Consider the following 18814-nt stretch of genomic DNA (forward strand, 5'->3'; position numbering starts at 1 on the left):
CCCTAACCACATCGCCCTGTGGTTATGGGCCCCCGCCTTCGCGGGGACGACAGCGGAGATCGGAGCGCGAGAGTTCGCAAAATACTCCGCGGCGTAGCCCGCCTTCAAATCCCCAGCATCATCTTCGCAATGATGTCGCGCTGGATCTCCGAGGTGCCGCCGAAGATGGTGTAGGCGCGGCCGTTGAGATATTCGGGCACCACCGTTAGCATCTCCTCAGGCGTCGCCGGCTCGTGATTGAGCCTGTAGAGCGGACGCATCGGCTCGACGGCGAGGGCGTCGTGGCCGATCACATCGACGCCTAACCGCGTCACGGCTTGCCTGATCTCGCTGTTGCACAGCTTCAGGATCGACGACACCGCGCCGGGATTTTGCCCGGTCTGCAGCGCCGAGAGCACGCGCAGCTCGGTCATCTCCAGCGCGTCGATGTCGATTTCGACCTCGGAGATGCGGCTGGCGATATCGGGACTGTCGATGGCGCGGCCGGTGAGATCAGACTCGGCGAGGTCCGCGATCGCCTTCAACCCCTCGCGCAGCTTCGCCGATGCGATGCCCGAGCCGCGCTCGAACTCGAGCAGGTATTTGCCGTAGGTCCAGCCCTTGCCCTCGTCGCCGACGCGGTTGGCCACGGGCACGCGGACGTCGTCGAAAAACACCTGGTTGACCTCGTGGTCGCCGCCGATGGTGAGGATGGGGCGCGTGGTGATGCCCGGTGTCTTCATGTCGATCAGGATGAAGCTGATGCCGTCCTGCTGACGCTCGCCGTCGCTGGTGCGCACCAGCGCGAACATGCGGTTGGCGTGGTGGGCATGCGTGGTCCAGATCTTGGTGCCGTTGATGATGTAGTCGTCGCCGTCGCGCACCGCGCGCGTCTTCAGCGAGGAGAGATCGGAGCCGGAGCCTGGCTCGGAATAACCCTGGCACCAGTAGTCTTCGCCGGAGAGGATTCGTGGCAGGTAAAAATTCTTCTGCTCCGGCGAGCCGAAGCCGATGATGACGGGCCCGACCATCTTCACGCCCATCACGTTGACATTGGGCACGCCGGCCCGCGCGCATTCGGTCTCGAAGATCCAGCGCTGCGCCGGGGTCCAGGCCGGCCCGCCGTATTCGACCGGCCAGCCCGGCGCGCCCCATCCGTTGGCGTGCAACGCGCGTTGCCAGGCCATGCCGATATCGGGGTCGGAGAACACCGACGGCGTCAGCGCGGTCGCGCGCTTCATCTCCTCGGTGAGATTCTTTGCGATGAAGCCGCGCACCTCGCTCTGGAAGGCGCGCTCGTCGGCATTGAAGGTGAGGTCCATGAGGCTCTCCCAGGGTCAGGCTTTGCGGCCGAGCCCGGCGTGGCGGGCATAGTGATGCGCGCTGCCGCCGAACAGCGTGTCGAAGGCGACGAGACGCTTGAAATAGGCGCCGACCTCGAGCTCCTCGGTGACGCCCATGCCGCCGTGAAGCTGGATCGATTGTTCGCCGACGAAGCGCGCGCATTTGCCGATCTTCGCCTTCGCGCCGGAAGCCGCGCGGGCGCGCTCGGTCGGCGCAGCATCCACCTTTAGCGCGGCCCGCAATGCCATCGAGCGCGCCTCGTCCACCTGCATGGCCATGTCGGCGAGGCGGTGGCGGATGACCTGGTTGGCGGAGAGCGGCCGGCCAAACTGCTTTCGGATCTTGGTGTAGTCGAGCGTGGTCTCTAGCAGCGTCTGCATGATGCCGACGGCTTCCGCGCCCAGCGCGGCCATGGCGCGATCGGCCGCCCATTCGATCGCCGGCAGCGCATCGTGACCGTCGCCGAGCAGCGCGTCTTCCGGCAGGTGCACGTCCGACAATTCGATGTTGCAGGCCCGTCCGCCGCCGAGGCGCGCGTAGTCGGAGATCGCAAGGCCCGGCGCCGTCGCCGGCAGCACGAACAGGCCGATCCGCCCCGAAGGACCGTGATGGTCGTGGACGAGCGCCGAGACGATGATCTCGTCGGCGGCATGGCCGTCGAGCACCGCAATCTTGCTGCCGGACAGGCGCCAGCCTTGCGCGGTCTTGGTCGCCGATGTCGCGACCTTGGCGAGATCGAACCGTGCGGCGCGCTCGGAATGCGCGAACGCAAGCTTCAGCGATCCGTCGGCGACCTTGGGCAGGCTCGCCTGCTTCTGCTCGGCCGTACCGCATCTTTCAAGCAGCCCGGCTCCCAGCACCACCGTCGCGACATAGGGCTCCGACACCAGCCCCCGGCCGAACGCTTCCATCAGGATGCCGATCTCGACCGCGCCGCCGCCGAGCCCATCGAACTCCTCGGGGATCGGCAGCGCCAGCCAGCCGAGCTCGGCGAACTGTTTCCACACCGCAGGGCTGAAGCCGAGCGGATCGTTCGCCATCTTGCGGCGGTGATCGGCATGGTAGCTGCCGGCCACGAAGCGCTCCGCGCTGTCGCGCAGCAGCTTCTGCTCGTCACTGAGATTGAGGTCCATGCTCTTACTCCGCCGCCGGCGGCTTGCGCACGGAGGGATGCAAGCCGGAAGGATCGACGATCATGCCGAACTCCTGAAGATTATGCGCGTGACAGAGCTGATGCAGAGCAAAGGCCTGATCGATCGCTGCGGGCTGGCCCATCACGTCGACCGAACGGTTCACGGCTTCCTTGGTCATCTTCAGCGCGAAGGACGGCTTCGCCGCGATCCGGCGCGCCAGCTCCAGCACGCGCGACGATAGCTCCGCGCGCGGCACGACCTGGTTGACCATGCCGAGCTGGTGCGCCTCCTGCGCGCTCCAGCTGTCGGCGGTGAACAGGAACTCCTTGGCCTTGCGCGGGCCGAGCTCCCAGGGGTGCACGAACCATTCGACGCCGCAGACGCCCATGGTGACGACGGGGTCGCAGAACTGCGCGTCGTCGCTGGCCACGATGAGGTCGCAGGCCCAGGCCAGCATCAGCCCGCCGGCGATGCATTTGCCGTGCACCTCGGCGACGGTGGGCTTGGCGAGATTGCGCCAGCGCCGCGTGATCTGGAGATAAATTTCCTGCTCGCGCGCGAAGCGGCCATGGGCATTCGGCTCGGCAAAGCCGCCCCAATTTCCGATCGGCGGGAAATCGACCCCGGCGGTGTTCTTGCCCCCGGGACGCAGATCGTGGCCGGAGGAGAAGTGCGGACCGCTGCCGGCGAGAATGATCACCTTGACCGCATCATCCTGCACCGCCGCGTCGAAGGCGGCGTTGAGGTCGTAGGTCATTTGCAGGTTCTGCGCATTGCGCGCCTCGGGCCGGTTCATCACGACCCTTGTGATAGCGGGCTCGGGCCGCTCCACGAGGATGGTCTCGAACGAGGTCATCGCGCTTCCCCCAGTTCTGTCTTAATTGTTTCGTCAAGTTGACTATGTCGGTCAGGGATAGGCAAGAGGCTTGCGTCAGTCGGCTGCTTTTCGCGCCTTGGGAGGGATGCAAGATGTCTGGCGCCTTGCGGGTCGCATCTGGTAGTTTGCGCCGGATTCCACCGGGAGAAATTTGATGCGCAAGATCCTGACCGTGCTGGCGGCCCTGGCCTCGCTGAGCCTCACCAATTGCGGCTACAACGCGATCCAGAGCGAGGACGAGCAGATCAAGGCCAACTGGTCCGAGGTCGTGAACCAGTATCAGCGCCGCGCCGACCTCGTGCCCAACCTCGTCAATTCGGTGAAGGGCTTTGCGCAGCAGGAAAAGGACGTGCTGCTCGGCGTCACCAATGCGCGCGCCAAGGTCGGCAGCATCCAGGCAACGCCCGAGGTGCTGAACGACCCCGCCGCTTTCCAGAAGTTCCAGGCTGCCCAGGGCGAGTTGTCGAGCGCGCTGTCGCGGCTGCTGGTTGTCACCGAGAACTATCCGCAGCTCAAGTCCGACGCGCTGTTCAAGGATTTGATGTCGCAGCTCGAAGGCACCGAGAACCGCATCACGGTGGCGCGCAACCGCTACATCAAGTCGGTGCAGGACTATAACGTCACCATCCGCTCGTTCCCGAGCAACCTCACCGCGATGATGTTCGGCTACAAGGAGAAGCCGAATTTTTCGGTGGCGAACGAGAAGGAGATCTCGACCGCGCCGAAGGTGGATTTCAATCCGGCGCCGGCGCCGTCGAAGTAAGCGCGCCGCTTCACGAATGCGCCAGGCCTCACCCACTGCTGTCATTCCCCGCGAAGGCGGGGAATCAAGTACGCCACGGCTTCTCCGTATCCCGCTGGCGTCTCCGGAATACGGGATCGCCCGGTCAAGCCGGGCGACGACAGCGAGATTGTGGCGGGCGTATTCGGTGCTCGCCTCGTGCGTCCTCACTCTCGCACTCCTCCTCGCCCTCGCGTTCCCCGTCTTCGCCGACGTCGCCGTTCCCCAGCTCACCGGCCGCGTCGTCGACCAGACCGGCACGCTCTCCGGCAGCGACGTCGCCTTGCTCACGCAAAAGCTGCGCGATTTCGAGACGCGCAAGGGCAGCCAGATCGCGGTCCTGATCGTGCCGACCACGCAGCCGGAGACGATCGAGCAGTTCTCGATCCGCGTCGCGGAGGCCTGGAAGATCGGCCGCAAGAAAATCGACGACGGCGCCATCCTCGTCGTCGCCAAGAACGACCGGCATTTGCGTATCGAGGTCGGCTACGGCCTGGAAGGTGCGCTCACCGACGTCACCTCGCGGCGGATCATCGACGAGATCATCACGCCGAAATTCAGGAACGGCGATTTCGCCGGCGGCATCTCGGATGGCGTCGAGCGGATGATCCGGGTGATCGACGGCGAACCCTTGCCCGTTCCCTCGCCGACCGTGAACTTCGGCAACCTCGACGATCTCGCACCGCTCGCTATCGTCACGCTGTTCGTCTCGGTGGGCATCGGGGGCGCGTTCCGCGCCATGCTGGGACGGCTGCTCGGATCGCTGGTGACCGGGGGCATCATTGCGACGCTGACCTGGTTCATTCTCGGATCTTTCGGTCTGGCCCTCGCGCTGGGCGGTCTCGGCTTCATCATCGGCTTCATCGCCGATCTGTTTTCGGCGATCACGCCGGGCACGGGCCGCTCGCGCGGCGGCGCCTGGTCGAGCGGGAGCTCGGGAGGCGGCTGGAGCAGCGGTTCGTCGAGCAGCAGTGACAGCGGCAGCTTCAGCGGTGGCGGAGGCAGTTTTGGCGGCGGCGGCGCCTCGGGGAGCTGGTAGCGGTCATGAGCATCAAACGCATCGCTAGGCATCTCGTGCAGCATCGTTGGCAGGCCAAACAGATCTTTCCGCCAGCCGTGCTCGCCCGCATCGAGCAGGCGATCGAGCTTGGCGAAGCCACCCATTCCGGCCAGGTCCGCTTCGTCGTCGAAGGCGCACTCGACGGCCGCCCCTTGTTCCGCAACCAGCCGGCGCGCGCGCGTGCGCTCGATGTGTTCTCGCATTTGCGCATCTGGGACACCACGCACAACAATGGCGTCCTGATCTATCTCCTGCTCGCCGACCGCGATGTCGAGATCGTCGCCGATCGCGGCATCGACGCGAAGGTCGGCGCTGCGGGCTGGGAAAGCATCTGCCGCGCCATGGAGGCCGAGTTCGCTGCCGGCCAGTTCGAGCGCGGCGTCATCACCGGCATCGAAGCGGTGTCGCGCGAGCTGGCGCGGCATTTCCCGCCGGGCACGTCGCATCCGAACGAGCTGCCGGATGCGCCGGTCGTGATGTGACGGAGTGTGATGTGTGAAGGCGCCTGGCTCGCATTCCGCCGCCGTTCATTTGCCCCGATTACAAATTGTTTCACGCCCGCCACACCGGTTCCATCTTCCCGGCTCAATTCAGCCCCGGATGACTTCCTAAAATTTCGGTAAGCGGGTCCCAAGGTAAGGATTTCGCAAGCAATGAAAGTTACCAAAAGGTCAATCCAGAGCGGAGTATTTGAACTGTGAGCGAACCAATGGCTGAGCAGGCTGCCCAGGACAAGAGCGTCGTCGAAGCCGGGACGACCGCGCCGCAGGCTGTCGAGGCTGCCGGGATCGACGCCCCCTCGATCGCGCCCGACCACGAGGCGCCGCCCAAACCCGACCCGGTGAAGGTCGAGCCGCCGAAGATCGAAGCCAGGGTTGAGCCCAAGGTTGAAACCCAGCCCGAGCCGAAGCCCGGCAAGCTCATCGTCATGGCGCCCTCGGAGCGCAACTGGGACCGCGAGAATTTCGCCCCGCATGTGAAGGCGGACGAGCCGCGCGAAGCCGCTGGCAAGCGCCGCCTGTCGGCGATGGCCGCGGTGGTGGCGATCGCCGCCAGCGTCGGCGCCATCAGCGGCGCGCTCGCAACCGCCGGCATGATGCATTTCGCAAGCCCGGCGCAGGCGCCGGTCCAGGTCGCCGACACCAGCGCGCTCGATGCGTCGGTCGCGCGGATCGACGCCGATCTCGTCGCGCTCAAGGCCAATGTCGAGCACAGCGCCAAGACGGGCGTCAGCCAGTTCAACCGGGCCAATGACCGCCTCGACAAGCTCGAGAAGGCGCAAGGCGAGCCGCTCGCCAAGATCGCCAAGCTGTCGGAGACTGTCGACAAGCTTCGCGCCACGCCGCCCGCCGCTCCCGCGCAGGCCGCTGCTGCGCCCGCGAAGGAAACCACCGGCTCGATCGCGCCGACCCAGGTTGCGACCGCTGCCGCCGCACCGGCCCCGGTGGCCGCCGCGCCCAAGACCGAGGTCGGCCGTCTGCCGACGGTCGAAGGCTGGCGGCTGCGCAACGCCGCCAATGGCGGCGCGCTGATCGAGGGCCGCGACGGGCTCTACGAGGTCTATCCCGGCGATCCCATCCCTGGCGTTGGTCGCGTCGATGCGATCCGTCGCCAGGATGGCCGCTGGGTCGTCGTCACCAGCAAGGGGCTGATCGTCTCGCGCTGAGCGTTCGATATCCGACTTTCGAAGAGGCGCTTCACCACGATGTGAGGCGCCTTTTTGCTTGAATAGGCATGCCGGCGCGGTGTTACCTAAGGCATGAGCCGCGCATTGCGAATTCTTGTTGCTGCCGCCGTGTTGTTCGGCGGTGCTCCTTCGCTTCGGGCCGCGGAGACGACGCAGCTGATGCGCGGCACGGCGATCACCGATCCCGATCTGCTGCGCCGGCTCGATGAGAGCGACGTTCTCACGATCTCGCGCCTGGTGGCGCCGGAGCGCAAGGCGGATCGTCCGCTGACGACGGACCTGTTGTTTTCGGGGCTGTCGCAGCTCAAGGACATTCCGCCGGCGATCGAGGCAGAATTCGAGCGCTATGTCGCCAAGCAGAAGGCGGCCTGGCCGACCGAGACGATCGGCGTCGGCGAAGGCTTTGACGTGCAGCTGTTCGATCGAGCCAACCTGAATTCCCCCGACGCGCGTTTCGTGCTGGTCGGCATCGTCAACCGCATGGACCGCGCCTACGCCGCCGAAGAAGCCTGCGGCGAGATCCGGCTGATCTATCGTCTCGCGCGTTTCGACAACAAGCCGGACGGCGGCAAGACCGCAACGCGGCTGCCGATGACGCTCAACCTGGTGATGAAAGCGCGCGATCCGCGCCAGAGGGATGGGAACGGCAAGCCGATCAGCTGCGCCGAGATCGCGCGGCGCTGGCTCGACAACGGCAATTGGCAGGAGCTGATCGGCGGCCAGGACGATGCCACGCTCGATCGCATCGAGACCAACATCCAGATCTCGATCGCGCCGAAATCGCCGCTGCACGATTTCCGCTCCGACTATCTGCTCAAAGTGTTCAAATACGACGCCGCGACGAAGACGTTCGCGGAAGGGACGCTGGAAAATCAGATCGACCGCGATCGCATCCTCGCCAGCGAAGCGCTGCGGCGCGATTTTAGGGATTGGCTGCTCGCACCCGAGAATCTGCGCGAATTCGACCGCGGCACGGTGCTGATCCCGGAAAGATTCCTGGCCAGGGCCGCGGTGGTGCCGACGCCCGCCGGCCTCGATGCCTCCGCGCTGCAGCCGGAGTACGGCATGATGCAGGGAGAGGGAAAGGGTGAGGGCAGCAACGATTCCGTCTTCGCCGACAGCGACGTGGTCGGCGCGTTGAAGCAGGCCGCCGCGCGCGGGGACCCCCAGAACATCCGTTCGGTCGCAGGCTTCCAGCGCCGTCTCAACGACGTCACCTGCTCAGGCTGCCACCAGACCCGCGGCATCGGCGGCTTCCATTTCCCTGGTGTCGACTGGCTGGCGGACAAGCCGTCCAATTCGACCATCGTGCCGGCCTCGCCGCATTTCCTGGGCGATCAGCTCCGCCGCCGCGACATCCTGACCGCCTTCGCCACGGGCAAACGCCCTGATTTCTCACGCGGATTTGCCAGCCGGCCGCAGACCCGCGGCAGCAGCGAGCTCGCCGGAAGCGAGTATCAGGATGGCTGGGGCGCGCATTGTTCCTTGGCCGATGCGGGATCGGGAACGCGAGATGCGAGTTTTACGTCATGGACCTGTGCTAACGGTCTCACCTGTCAAGCCGCCGCGGCCTCGCGCCGCATCGGCATGTGCTTCATCAAGACGCGTTAGACCTAACCAACATTTGGATGATCCATGACGGACACGGGCAACGCCAACAAAGCGCGCAATCGCGAGATCGCGCAGAATGAGGAAGCCAAGCAGGTCACCGGCAGCGCCCGCGTCAGCATCTGGGCGATCGCGATGGCCGTCATCGTCTGCGGTGTCCTGTTCACGCTGGGCTGGCTGTCGCTCCGGTAGCTTTCACTTCGCGTAATTCGTCATCCGCTTGCCCGGCAGCAACTCGTACGCCGGCTTCCAGCCGGGCAGCGCGGCCATGCGGCCGAGCCAGGCGTGGATGGCGGGATGGCTCGTGGCGAAGTCAAAGCCGTGCTCGTCGCTCGGATAATGCAGATAAGCCATCATCGAGATATCGGCGACCGTCGGCTTTGCGCCGATCGCGAAGGCGTTGTGCTGGAGATGCCCGTCGAGAATGCCGAGGAAGTCCTCGAGCCGGCGGCGGAAATGCTTCAGCACCTGCGGGTCGCTGTTCTCGGTGAAGGCCCGCATGAAGCGGTAGGTCGCCATGTAGCCGGTGAGCTTGTGGTTGTCCCAGAACAGCCAGCGCAGCAGCTCGAACTTCTCTTCCTCGGTCTCGTCGCCGAAGCGGCCATATCGCTCGGCGAGCTTGAGCAGCAGCGGTGCGGTCTGCGTCATCTTCACGCCGTCGATCTCGAGCACGGGAATCTCGCCCATCTCGTTGACCGCCTTGCGCCACTCCGCCGTGCGCGTGACTCCGCCGGCAAAATCGGTCCACACCGGCTCGAACCTCTCGCCGCACAGCGTCAGCATCAGCGCCAGCTTGTAGCTGTTGCCGGATTCGGGGAAGTAGTGCAGGCGGTAGATGGGCATGGAACTCGCGGCATTGATGTTCTGCGAATTGTTATAGCGGGATGGTCCTGCATCGTCATTGCGAGCGCAGCGAAGCAATCCAGCAATGCATCTTGCTCAGTGTCGTCCCTGCGAACGCAGGGACCCATACCGCGTGATCTATCGATTGTGGTCGGTAGGCGTACCGAACGACGTATCTTCGCCAAACCACTCCCTGTGGCTATGGGTCCCGGCGTTCGCCGGGACGACAGCGAAGTTTTTGGCGCGTTTGGCCCTTACCCCACCGCCCCCTTCGATCGCAGCTGCTTGATCGCCGCCTCGTCGTATCCCGCGGCACGCAAAATCTCGTCACTGTGCTCGCCGACCGCGGGCGGCTTGCGCGGCTGCACCTTCTTGGCGCCGTCGATCCAGATCGGGCTGTTGATGGTCAGCATGGTGTCATTCTCGAACGGCACCAGCACCTCGTTGTCGAGCATCTGCTTGTCGTTCGGGATGTCGTCGAGAATGGCGACGACGCCGAACACGAGGCCATTGCCGTCGAGGATCTTTCGCCATTCGGAAAGATCCCTGGTGGCAAACGTCTCGTCCAAAATCTTGATCAGCTCGACCGAACGCGCGTGGCGGTCGGCCTTGGTGGCGAAACGCGGGTCGTTGATCAGGTCCTCGCGCCCAAGGCACTTGGCCAGCGTCGGAAACTGCTTCTCCTCGCTCAGCAGCGACAGGATCAGCCAGCGGCCGTCTTTGCACTGGTAATGGTTGGCGACCGCGTTGAGCGCGCGCTCGCGCGGGCGCCGCTCGCCGAACTTGGCGCCGCAGAGTTTTGCCTGCGCCAGCACGCTCGCGGCCCACACGCCGTTCGCCATCAGATTGGAGGCGACATGCGAGCCTCTGCCGGTCTTCTCGCGCTGATACAGCGCGGTGACGATGGCGCCATAGAACGCCATGGCGCAGGGATGGTCGCCCATGCCGGCCACCGAGCGGGCCGGCGTGGTGTCGGTGTCGGCCCGGACCAAATCCATCAGGCCGGAGCGCGCCCAATAGGCGTTGCTGTCGAAGCCGGGCTTGTTGGCCTCCTCGCCCTTTTCGCCGTAGCCGGTGAAGGAGGCGTAGATCAGCCGGTCGTTGAGATGGGCGAGATGGTCGTAGGTGATGCCGAGCTTGGCGCGCACCGGCGGCGGCATGTTGGTGATGAAGACGTCGGCCTCTTCCACGAGCTTGTAGAGCACCGCCTGTGCCTCGGGCTTGGCGAGGTCGAGCGCGATGCTTTTCTTGTTGCGGGCTTCCAGCAGCCAGGCGAAATTGTGCTCGCCAGTGGGATAGCCCGGCAGGTTCGGCAGGTTGCGATAGGGGTCGCCGGCGCCGGGCGGCTCGATCTTGATGACATCGGCGCCGAAATCCGACAGCACGGTCGCGGCTGCGGGCGCTGCGATGAAGCTCGCGCAGTCCAGAACCTTCAGGCCGGCAAAAATGCCCTTATCCATCGCGGCGTCGCTCCCTTGGCTTCGGTCGTTTCCCGCGCGCTGGAATTGCCGCGGGCTGGTGTTGGGAGCATTAGACCGATGTTTTGCCGGGATGCAACGGCGCCTGGCGCAGGGCCTCACTCCTCCCCCGCAAGCAGGGCCGCATTGCCGCCAGCGGCCGCCGTGTTGATCGTCACCGTCTGCTCGGTCGCGAACCGCGCGAGGTAGTGCGGGCCGCCGGCCTTGGGGCCGGTTCCGGACAGGCCGTTGCCGCCGAACGGCTGCACGCCGACCACGGCGCCGATCATGTTGCGGTTGACGTAGATGTTGCCGATCTCGGCGCGGTCGATGATGGCTTCGATCGTGTCGTCGATGCGGGAGTGAATGCCGAGGGTCAAGCCGTAGCCGGTACGTTCGATGGCCTGCAACACACGCTCGAGGTTCTCCGCACGATAGCGCACGACGTGCAGGATCGGACCGAAGACCTCCTCGGTGAGCTCGCCGGCCTCTCGGAGCTCGAAGATGTGCGGCGCGACGAAGCAGCCGTCCGGCGCGTGGCCTGCAAAGTGCAGCTTTGCCTCGCTCTTCATTCGCGCGACATGCGCATCAAGGCGCTGCTTGGCTTCCATGTCGATGACAGGGCCGACATGGGTCGCGATGTCGGAGGGATCGCCGATCTTCAATTCGCGCGCGGCGCCCGCGATCATCTCGATCATGCGGTCGGCGACGTCCTCCTGCACGAACAGCAGCCGCAGCGCCGAGCAGCGCTGGCCGGCGGAGCGGAAGGCGGAGGTCACGACGTCGTCGGCGACCTGCTCGGGCAGCGAAGTGGCATCCGCGATCATGGCGTTGATGCCGCCGGTCTCGGCGATGAGCGGCACGATCGGTCCATCCTTGGCGGCGAGGGTCCGGTTGATCAGGCGTGCGACCTCGGTCGAGCCGGTGAAGACGACGCCGGCGATGCCAGGGTGTGCCGTCAGCAGCGCACCGATCTTGCCGTCGCCCGTGACGAGGTGCAGCGCGCTCCTGGGAATGCCGGCCTCGTGCAGCAGGGCGACGGCTTCGCGCGCAATGCGCGGCGTCTGCTCGGCCGGCTTCGCCACCACGCCGTTGCCGGCCATCAGGGCCGCCGTGACCTGACCGAGGAAGATCGCGAGCGGAAAATTCCACGGCGAGATCGCGACGAAGACGCCGCGGCCGCGCATCGCGAGCGCATTGCTCTCGCCGGTCGGGCCGGGCATCGCGGTATCGTTGCCGAACAGCTTGCGGCCGTGTGCGGCATAATAGCGGCAGAAATCGGCCGCTTCGCGCAGCTCCGACAGCGCATCGTCGAGCGTCTTGCCGCCTTCTCGTTGCAAGAGCGCGATGAAATGGGCGCTGCGGCTCTCCATAAGATGCGCGGCCTGCTCCAGCGCCGCCGCGCGTGTGCCTGCGGGCGTCCGGCTCCACGCGGCAAAGCCGGCGCGTGCCGCGGCGACCGCTGCGTTGGCCTGATCCGGCGTGGCGTCGGTGATCGGCTTGAGGTCGGCCGGCTCGGCTCTGACACTTGCCAGCAATTGGTCGAGCGCGAGGCGTGAGCCGAATTCGACGCCGCGTGAATTGCGCCGCTCCGGCGCAAAGAGATCGCCGGGCAGCGGAATCTTGGGATGGGCCGCCGCTTGCGGCCGGAGAACAGCATCCGCCGGACGTTGCAGCAGCGCCGTCACCGGCACGCGATAATCGGCGGCCTGCGCCACGAACGACGAGTTCGCGCCGTTCTCCAGCAGCCGCCGCACCAGATAGGCGAGCAGGTCGCGATGGCTGCCGACAGGCGCATAGGTGCGGTAGGCGATCTCAGGATGATCCTTGGCGAGCTGCTCGTAGAGCGGTTCGCCCATGCCGTGCAAGCGCTGGAATTCGAAGCCGCCGCCATCTTTCGCGAGCTCCAGCACGGTCGCGACGGTCAGCGCGTTGTGGGTGGCGAATTGCGGGAAGATGCGCGGCCGCAGCGCCAGCAGCTTCGTCGCGCAGGCGACGTAGTTCAGGTCCGTCATCGCCTTGCGCGTGAACACGGGATAGCCAATGAGCCCGCGCTCCTGCGCGCGCTTGATCTCGGTGTCCCAATAGGCGCCCTTGACGAGGCGTACCATCAGCTTGCGGTCATGCGCGCGCGCGAGTGCATCGACATAGTCGATCACCGCGCTGGCGCGCTTCTGATAGGCCTGGATCGCGAGGCCAAATCCGTCCCACCCCTGAAGCGATGGATCGGCGAGCGTCGCGGCGATCACGTCGAGCGACAGCTCCAGCCGGTCGGCTTCCTCGGCGTCGACGGTGAAGTTGAGGTCGTAGGCCTTGGCGCGCTGCGCAAGGTCCAGCAGCAGCGGCACCAGCTCGGCCATCACGCGGTCGCGGCTGATCGCTTCGAAGCGCGGATGCAGCGCCGAGAGTTTGACGGAGATGCCGGGCCGGTCGGGCAGGGGGCGATCGCCGGCCGCCTTGCCGATGGTCTCGATCGCGCTGGCATAGGCGTCGAAATAGCGCTTCGCGTCCGCCGCCGTGCGCGCGCCTTCGCCGAGCATGTCGAAGGAATAGCGCGGCTTCTGGCCGGAGCGCGGCCGGCCCCGCTCCAGCGCCTGCTCGATGGTCTCGCCCAGCACGAAATGGTTGCCCATCAGCCGCATCGCCTGGCGCGTCGCGGTGCGCACCGCCGGCGCGCCGAGCCGCTTGACGAGGCGGCCGATGGTGCCGTCGGGCGTCTCGCCGGGCTGGATCACCCGCGCCGACAGGCCGAGCGCCCAGGCCGAGGCGTTGACCAGGAAGGCGGTGGACTTGGTCTCGTGATGGATGAAATCGCCCTCGCCGAGCTTGTCTTCGATGAACTGGTCGGCCGTGTGCGCATCGGGCACGCGCAGCAGCGCCTCGGCCAGCACCATCAAGGCGAGGCCCTCCTTGGTCGAGAGCGCGAACTCCCGCAGCATGTCCTCGATCCCACCGAGCCGGTCGTCGCGCTTGCGGACCGCCTCGATCAGCCGCGTCGCGGTGCGGTCGATCCGCGCCTCCTGCGGCGGACTGAGATGCGATGCCGGCAACAGCTTGGCTGCGATCTCGGCATCGTCTGGCGCGTAGGGGGCAGTGAAGGCAGGCGGGATGTTCGGCATGGCGTGTCCTGTGGCTGAAATCCAGGATAAGGCCCCCGTTACCGCAGTTCGATAGACAATCTAGCAAATTTGCCTTAGAAAATTAAGCTCAAGCATCTATTGGCCTCATAAGATATGGAACTCGATCGCATCGACCGGAAAATCCTCTCGATTTTGCAGGAGGATGGGCGGATCGCCAATGTCGAGCTCGCCGAGCGCATCGGGCTGTCGCCGACCTCGATCGGCGAGCGGCTGAAGCGCCTGCAGCGCGAGGGTTTTGTCGAAGGCTATGGCGCGCGGCTCAACCCGCATCGCCTGGGCCTCGGCCTGCTCGTGTTCGTCGAAGTGCTGCTGGACAAGACCACGCCCGACAATTTCGAGCGGTTTGCGCGTGCGGTGAAACTCGCGCCCGAGGTGCTGGAGTGTCACATGGTTGCCGGCGGCTTCGACTATCTTGTGAAGGCGCGGCTTGCCGACATGGCGGCGTATCGACGCTTTCTCGGCGAGACTCTGCTGTCGATGCCGGGCGTGCGCGAGACGCGGACCTATGCGGTGATGGAAGAGATCAAGCGCGACGCACCGTTGCCGGTGGGCTGACGACATGTCGTCGCGATTGTCATTGCTGCGGCGTTGAACAAGCGGTCTTCTCAGGAAAAATAGCTATCCTCGTGCAATCGCAACGCCTGTCGTCGAATGCACTGGCCGTCTTCTGAAATTTTCTTGGCCCGCTCCCGGAATGTGCTCCGGGAGGCAGCAAAGGCTGGCGGGCTTATACTTTGAGGTTCTCTGCGGAAGTCTTGCCCCGGTTTGCGATCTCTTCGTATTCCACCGTCTGTCCCTCGTTCAGGGTCGACAGACCGGCTTTCTGCACTGCCGAGATATGCACGAACACATCCTTGCCACCCGACGCAGGCTGGATAAATCCATAACCCTTCGTCGGGTTGAACCACTTGACCGTACCTTTAGCCATCACGACTTCTCCGCGGGTCTTCCTCCGAGATCGCGAACCGCCAGTCCCCGCCAACCGGCCGGTTCGGTCCTAACAGGATACGCGGAATGTGGCGGGCTTGGTAGCTCAAACCACATCGGCATTTCGCCGAATTCCGCTCAACTTCGCGGCGCTTTTGCCGGTTTTGCCCGTTTCGCGGTCAATTGGCCGGAGGGCCGCGCGCCGTCGGTCAATACGTCGCGGCCAGGTAATCGACGATCTTGCCGACATCGGCATCGTCGATCGGCGCGCCATAGACCTTGATCATCTTGGTCACCTCGGCCTGCCAGAAGCCCTTCTTGTCCTTCATTGGCGGCTGCGTCTTGATGTAGTCCGCCGAGTGGCAGGCGCTGCAATTGCCTTTGACGACTTCGAGATCGGGGCCCGGCTTGAATGCCGCGACCTCGTCAGGGGTCTTGTAATTGACCGGCGCGGCCAGTGCCGAACCCACCCAAGCGGCGAGGCCGAGCGAGACGGCGAGGAGAACGGTGCGCTGCATGATCATTCTCCCTCAGGCCACGGTCACGCGGGTGGTTTCGACGACGTTGCGTAGATAACCCGCCGGGTTCCAGCGTGGCGTGTCCGGCTGCGTCTCGCCGCCATTGCCGGTGGCGCGCACCTTGAGCTCAACGCTGCCCGCCGCGAGCTTCACCGGCAGCTTCCATTCGCGGAAGGCGTATTTGCCGAGATCCTTGCCGAGCTTGGCGTTCACCCAGCTCTTGCCGCCGTCGGTGGAGACCTGGACCTCCTTGATGCCCTTGCCGCCGTCGAAGGCGATGCCACGCAGGGTCACAGCGCCGGCCTTCAGCCTGGCGCCGTCAGGCACGCTGGTGATGAAGGAGCGGATGGTGAAGCGATTGATCGGGATCGTCGCCTTCGGCGCGGTGCCCGGCTCGATCGAATGGTCGGGTGTATCGGGAATGCGATAGGCCGACTTCATCCAGAAGCCGTCATAGACGTTGTCGACGACGTTGATCTCGTTGAGATGCTTGACCCAGTAGGTGCCGTAATAGCCGGGCACGATCAGGCGCAGCGGAAAGCCGTTGAGGAACGGCAAGTCCTCGCCGTTCATGCCGTAGGCCAGCATCACCTCGCCGTCCCGGGCGTGGTCGATGTCGAGCGCCTTGATGAAGTCAGGCGTCTTGTCGCTGACCGGGCCGTCCATGCCGTTGAACGTGACCTGCTTGGCGCCGCTCTGCACGCCGGCCATCTCCAGCACTGCCTTCAGCGGCACACCGCGCCAGCGCGCGCAGCCCATGGCGCCGTTGGCGAGCTGGCCGCCCGCGACGCGCGGCTCGAAGAAGCCGCGGCTGTTGCCGGAGCACTGCGCGACGGCGACGATCTCCGTCGCCTTCATCTTCCGGATGTCCTTCAGCGACAGCTTGAGCGGCTTGTCGACCTTGCCCTTGACCTCGAGCGCGAACTTGTCGGGATCGAGATTGTAGGGCAGGTCGGAGAGGTGATAGCGCACGAAGAAGGCATTGTTCGGCGTGATCGGGCCGTCGTTGAAGATCGCAAACGGCGTCTCGAGCTGCGGCGGCCGGCTGGTCAGGCCGATCATCGGCCGCTTCTGCGGATATTTCACCAGCGGTCGTTCGCCATTGGCAAAGGGCAACGTGACGGTGTCGAGGGCCAATGCCTTGGTTGAATTCAGTGTGGCCGCCATGGCGGCAAGCCCCGCTCCTTTGAGCAGGTCGCGTCGGTCGAACATTCTCGTCCCCTCCCGGAGCTTTTCTTCGGCCTGCGGTCATCACCGCGGACCCGCGCTCATCTGTCGCAACGATCCCGGCGAAGTCAATTCGTGCTTTCGCAGCAGGCCCATGCCGCTGCGTTGCAGCAGGCCGGTGTTACGCCCGTGACGAGACAGAACGAAAGCGTAGCCGCGACGGCAGTGTGCTCCCTCGCCCCGCTTGCGGGGAGAGGGTTGGGGTGAGGGGGAGTCTCCGCAAGGAGTAAGCAGTTGGACTCGCGGAGAGTCCTCCCCACCCGCCGCGCTGCGCGCGTCGGCCTCTCTCCGCAGGCGGGGAGAGGCGAACATCACGCCGCGACGCGCTCGCTGCGGTCGACCAGCGCCGCCAGCTCCCGCGCATCCGCCACCACGCGCACCGCCATCGGCTCGTCGCGGCCGCGGATCGCGACCTCCTGGTGCGGCAACGCATCGTCGGCGAGGCCCGCCGTGCTTCGGATTTCGTCCGAGACGATCGCCTCGCAGGCCAGCGTCTTGGTCATGTCCTGCAGGCGGGCGGCGACGTTGACGGCGTCGCCGAGCGCCGTGAAGACGATGTGATCGCGATAGCCGATGTCGCCGATGATGACCTCGCCGCTGTGAATGCCGATGCCGAAGCGGATCGGCTGACGAAGGTCATGGCTCAGGAGCTGGTTCAGCTCGTCGATATGGCTGGCGATGCCGCTTGCCGCCTTCAGCGCCTGCCGGCAGGCGGTTTGCGGGTCGGCCGTCAGCCCGAACAGCGCCAGCATGCCGTCGCCGACGAACTGGTTCGGCTGGCCGCCGTTCTCGATCACGGCCTGCGACACCGCGCCGAGGAAGCGGTTGACGATGAACACGGTGTCGAACGGCAGCCGCTTCTCGGCGAGCTGCGTCGAGCCGCGCATGTCCACGAACAGGCTGACGAGATAGCGCTCCTGGCCGATGCTCGCCGGGGCCGAGGCGTGCGCGCTCGCCGACGACGTCTGCGGGGTGAAGAGCTGGAAGAAGGAGAGATCCGACGTCGGCCGCAACTGGCAGGCCAGCCGGATCGAGGGATCGTTGGTGCCGACGCGGGTCAGCACGAAGGCCTCGCGCTGCGACGGCTCGGGCAGGGTGGCATGATCGCCGATGACGCGGATGCGGCAGGTCGAGCAGCGGGCGCGGCCGCCGCAGACGCTGGCATGGGGCATATTGTGGCGCAGGCTCGCTTCGAGCACGGAAAGGCCCTTGGGGACCCGCACGGTCTTGCCGTTGCCGTAGGACAGCGCGATCATGCCGCCGCGCCGCTCGCGCCAGGCGCGCACGCCGCGCGCTGCCAGCGCCAGGCCCAGCAGCCCGAAATAGGTCATGGTGAAGGCGCCGGTGATGCGATCGAGCGTCGCGGCCTCGGCCGTGGTGCCGACCTGGCGGCGCGTGAGATTGTGCGTGCGCCATTCTCCGTCATCGGCTTCGTACGCGACGTTGCGGCCGCCCTGATAGATGCCGAGCAGCGACAGCGTCGGGATCAGCACGGCGGCGGCGAGCAGATAGGGCGCAGCGCGCGTGAAGGACGGCTTGAGGCGCAGCCAGAAGAAAATGCCGATGCAGCCGTGCACCCAGGCAACGAGCAGCAGGATCGTCATCTGCCAGAGCCGGCCGGGCGCGGCGACGAAGAACAGATACAGCTCCTGCGGATAGAGCTTCTGGTGATCGTACAGCGTGTAGCCGAGCCGCACCCCGACCACGTGCGCCATGACCAGCGCTGGGATGCTCAAGCCCAGCACGAGCTGCAGCGGCTCGACCGTCCGCCAGCGGAACTGGCGGCGCTGGTACAGCGCGTAGATGCCAAGGCCCATATGCGTGAGCGCGGCGGAGTAGAACACGATCGAGACGGGCAGGAACTGCCAGAAGGCGGTGTGGTAATAGACCCCGGCCTCCATGGCCTCGACCGAGATGTTGCCGAGCGCATGGTTGAGGAAATGGCTGATCACATAAGAGAACAGGATCAAGCCGCAGACGAGCCGCACCTGCCGCACGCTGGTCGCGCGGGAAAGCTCGGAAAATCGTGAAGATGCGGTGGCGGCCATGATTCGGTTGTATCAGTTCACCAAGGAGAACAGCTAGCGTAGCGCTAAATTCCCGGGGTGGACAGCTGGCGGGATCACATGCGCGCAAGGTTACGAAACCGTAGGGGGTGAAGGCGCCCGCCATACCCACCGCTGTGCTGCCCCCGCATTGACTCCCCCTCCCAGGTTGGCGAAAAGCGCGGCCG

17 protein-coding genes are annotated in these 18814 nt (G+C 65.6%); 7 read left to right on the plus strand and 10 right to left on the minus strand.

The features are described 5' to 3' along the window. Nucleotides 1-104 precede the first annotated feature (104 nt). Genes AC0WRY_RS06705 through AC0WRY_RS06715 form a run of 3 tightly spaced genes read right to left on the minus strand, consistent with a single transcriptional unit; the run spans nt 105 to nt 3312 of the window. Complete coding sequence (locus AC0WRY_RS06705) at nt 105-1301, minus strand: acyl-CoA dehydrogenase family protein (protein ID WP_194406239.1); 1197 nt, start codon at nt 1299-1301, stop codon at nt 105-107. 15 nt (nt 1302-1316) lie between these two features. Further along, nucleotides 1317-2456: an acyl-CoA dehydrogenase family protein gene (locus AC0WRY_RS06710; RefSeq protein WP_194406240.1), complete on the minus strand. Its 1140-nt coding sequence runs from the start codon at nt 2454-2456 to the stop codon at nt 1317-1319. Between the two features lie 4 nt (nt 2457-2460). Next, nucleotides 2461-3312, minus strand: coding sequence for an enoyl-CoA hydratase (locus AC0WRY_RS06715; protein ID WP_194406241.1), 852 nt, complete (start codon nt 3310-3312; stop codon nt 2461-2463). Nucleotides 3313-3487: 175 nt separating this feature from the next. Between AC0WRY_RS06715 and AC0WRY_RS06720 the strand changes: the two genes are divergently transcribed. From AC0WRY_RS06720 to AC0WRY_RS06745, 6 genes are all read left to right on the plus strand, one after another. Next, on the plus strand, nt 3488-4096 hold the full coding sequence (locus tag AC0WRY_RS06720) for a LemA family protein (protein WP_063197001.1): 609 nt from the start codon (nt 3488-3490) through the stop codon (nt 4094-4096). A gap of 166 nt (nt 4097-4262) precedes the next feature. Next, nucleotides 4263-5153, plus strand: coding sequence for a TPM domain-containing protein (locus tag AC0WRY_RS06725; protein ID WP_246776422.1), 891 nt, complete (start codon nt 4263-4265; stop codon nt 5151-5153). A 5-nt stretch (nt 5154-5158) separates the two neighbouring features. Beyond that, the gene (locus tag AC0WRY_RS06730) at nt 5159-5656 is read left to right on the plus strand and encodes a TPM domain-containing protein (RefSeq protein ID WP_194406243.1); all 498 of its coding nucleotides are present in this window, start codon (nt 5159-5161) and stop codon (nt 5654-5656) included. A 227-nt stretch (nt 5657-5883) separates the two neighbouring features. Continuing rightward, the gene (locus tag AC0WRY_RS06735; protein ID WP_194406244.1) at nt 5884-6840 is read left to right on the plus strand and encodes a hypothetical protein; all 957 of its coding nucleotides are present in this window, start codon (nt 5884-5886) and stop codon (nt 6838-6840) included. Between the two features lie 93 nt (nt 6841-6933). Continuing rightward, nucleotides 6934-8472 (plus strand): hypothetical protein, encoded by a 1539-nt coding sequence (locus AC0WRY_RS06740; protein WP_491122833.1) that lies wholly within the window; start codon nt 6934-6936, stop codon nt 8470-8472. A 24-nt stretch (nt 8473-8496) separates the two neighbouring features. Continuing rightward, nucleotides 8497-8661 (plus strand): hypothetical protein, encoded by a 165-nt coding sequence (locus tag AC0WRY_RS06745; RefSeq protein WP_491122834.1) that lies wholly within the window; start codon nt 8497-8499, stop codon nt 8659-8661. A gap of 3 nt (nt 8662-8664) precedes the next feature. On the opposite strand, the gene AC0WRY_RS06750 is transcribed toward AC0WRY_RS06745, so the two are convergent. The 3 genes from AC0WRY_RS06750 to putA form a co-directional block, all read right to left on the minus strand. After that, complete coding sequence (locus tag AC0WRY_RS06750; protein WP_491122835.1) at nt 8665-9312, minus strand: glutathione S-transferase family protein; 648 nt, start codon at nt 9310-9312, stop codon at nt 8665-8667. Between the two features lie 254 nt (nt 9313-9566). Then, nucleotides 9567-10772 (minus strand): CaiB/BaiF CoA transferase family protein, encoded by a 1206-nt coding sequence (locus AC0WRY_RS06755; protein WP_491122836.1) that lies wholly within the window; start codon nt 10770-10772, stop codon nt 9567-9569. Between the two features lie 116 nt (nt 10773-10888). Continuing rightward, nucleotides 10889-13888, minus strand: coding sequence for a bifunctional proline dehydrogenase/L-glutamate gamma-semialdehyde dehydrogenase PutA (putA, locus tag AC0WRY_RS06760; protein ID WP_491122837.1), 3000 nt, complete (start codon nt 13886-13888; stop codon nt 10889-10891). 114 nt (nt 13889-14002) lie between these two features. Between putA and AC0WRY_RS06765 the strand changes: the two genes are divergently transcribed. After that, nucleotides 14003-14464, plus strand: a complete 462-nt coding sequence (locus AC0WRY_RS06765) for an Lrp/AsnC ligand binding domain-containing protein (RefSeq protein ID WP_018317238.1) — start codon at nt 14003-14005, stop codon at nt 14462-14464. A gap of 172 nt (nt 14465-14636) precedes the next feature. On the opposite strand, the gene AC0WRY_RS06770 is transcribed toward AC0WRY_RS06765, so the two are convergent. The 4 genes from AC0WRY_RS06770 to AC0WRY_RS06785 form a co-directional block, all read right to left on the minus strand. Further along, nucleotides 14637-14837, minus strand: a complete 201-nt coding sequence (locus AC0WRY_RS06770; protein WP_008563500.1) for a cold-shock protein — start codon at nt 14835-14837, stop codon at nt 14637-14639. Between the two features lie 208 nt (nt 14838-15045). Continuing rightward, nucleotides 15046-15354, minus strand: a complete 309-nt coding sequence (sorB, locus tag AC0WRY_RS06775; RefSeq protein WP_194406251.1) for a SorB family sulfite dehydrogenase c-type cytochrome subunit — start codon at nt 15352-15354, stop codon at nt 15046-15048. Nucleotides 15355-15366: 12 nt separating this feature from the next. Further along, nucleotides 15367-16566, minus strand: coding sequence for a SorA family sulfite dehydrogenase catalytic subunit (gene sorA / locus AC0WRY_RS06780; RefSeq protein WP_491122838.1), 1200 nt, complete (start codon nt 16564-16566; stop codon nt 15367-15369). A 326-nt stretch (nt 16567-16892) separates the two neighbouring features. After that, nucleotides 16893-18629: an adenylate/guanylate cyclase domain-containing protein gene (locus tag AC0WRY_RS06785; RefSeq protein WP_491122839.1), complete on the minus strand. Its 1737-nt coding sequence runs from the start codon at nt 18627-18629 to the stop codon at nt 16893-16895. Nucleotides 18630-18814 lie beyond the last annotated feature (185 nt).

The organism is Bradyrhizobium sp. T-12 (assembly GCF_058314695.1).

What these genes read in the sequence shown, in the direction of transcription:
- AC0WRY_RS06705 (WP_194406239.1), bottom strand. Translation starts at nt 1,301, where the DNA reads ATGGACCTCACCTTCAATGCCGACGAGCGCGCCTTCCAGAGCGAGGTG.
- AC0WRY_RS06710 (WP_194406240.1), bottom strand. Translation starts at nt 2,456, where the DNA reads ATGGACCTCAATCTCAGTGACGAGCAGAAGCTGCTGCGCGACAGCGCG.
- AC0WRY_RS06715 (WP_194406241.1), bottom strand. Translation starts at nt 3,312, where the DNA reads ATGACCTCGTTCGAGACCATCCTCGTGGAGCGGCCCGAGCCCGCTATC.
- AC0WRY_RS06720 (WP_063197001.1), top strand. Translation starts at nt 3,488, where the DNA reads ATGCGCAAGATCCTGACCGTGCTGGCGGCCCTGGCCTCGCTGAGCCTC.
- AC0WRY_RS06730 (WP_194406243.1), top strand. Translation starts at nt 5,159, where the DNA reads ATGAGCATCAAACGCATCGCTAGGCATCTCGTGCAGCATCGTTGGCAG.
- AC0WRY_RS06735 (WP_194406244.1), top strand. Translation starts at nt 5,884, where the DNA reads ATGGCTGAGCAGGCTGCCCAGGACAAGAGCGTCGTCGAAGCCGGGACG.
- AC0WRY_RS06740 (WP_491122833.1), top strand. Translation starts at nt 6,934, where the DNA reads ATGAGCCGCGCATTGCGAATTCTTGTTGCTGCCGCCGTGTTGTTCGGC.
- AC0WRY_RS06745 (WP_491122834.1), top strand. Translation starts at nt 8,497, where the DNA reads ATGACGGACACGGGCAACGCCAACAAAGCGCGCAATCGCGAGATCGCG.
- AC0WRY_RS06750 (WP_491122835.1), bottom strand. Translation starts at nt 9,312, where the DNA reads ATGCCCATCTACCGCCTGCACTACTTCCCCGAATCCGGCAACAGCTAC.
- AC0WRY_RS06755 (WP_491122836.1), bottom strand. Translation starts at nt 10,772, where the DNA reads ATGGATAAGGGCATTTTTGCCGGCCTGAAGGTTCTGGACTGCGCGAGC.
- putA (WP_491122837.1), bottom strand. Translation starts at nt 13,888, where the DNA reads ATGCCGAACATCCCGCCTGCCTTCACTGCCCCCTACGCGCCAGACGAT.
- AC0WRY_RS06765 (WP_018317238.1), top strand. Translation starts at nt 14,003, where the DNA reads ATGGAACTCGATCGCATCGACCGGAAAATCCTCTCGATTTTGCAGGAG.
- AC0WRY_RS06770 (WP_008563500.1), bottom strand. Translation starts at nt 14,837, where the DNA reads ATGGCTAAAGGTACGGTCAAGTGGTTCAACCCGACGAAGGGTTATGGA.
- sorB (WP_194406251.1), bottom strand. Translation starts at nt 15,354, where the DNA reads ATGCAGCGCACCGTTCTCCTCGCCGTCTCGCTCGGCCTCGCCGCTTGG.
- sorA (WP_491122838.1), bottom strand. Translation starts at nt 16,566, where the DNA reads ATGTTCGACCGACGCGACCTGCTCAAAGGAGCGGGGCTTGCCGCCATG.
- AC0WRY_RS06785 (WP_491122839.1), bottom strand. Translation starts at nt 18,629, where the DNA reads ATGGCCGCCACCGCATCTTCACGATTTTCCGAGCTTTCCCGCGCGACC.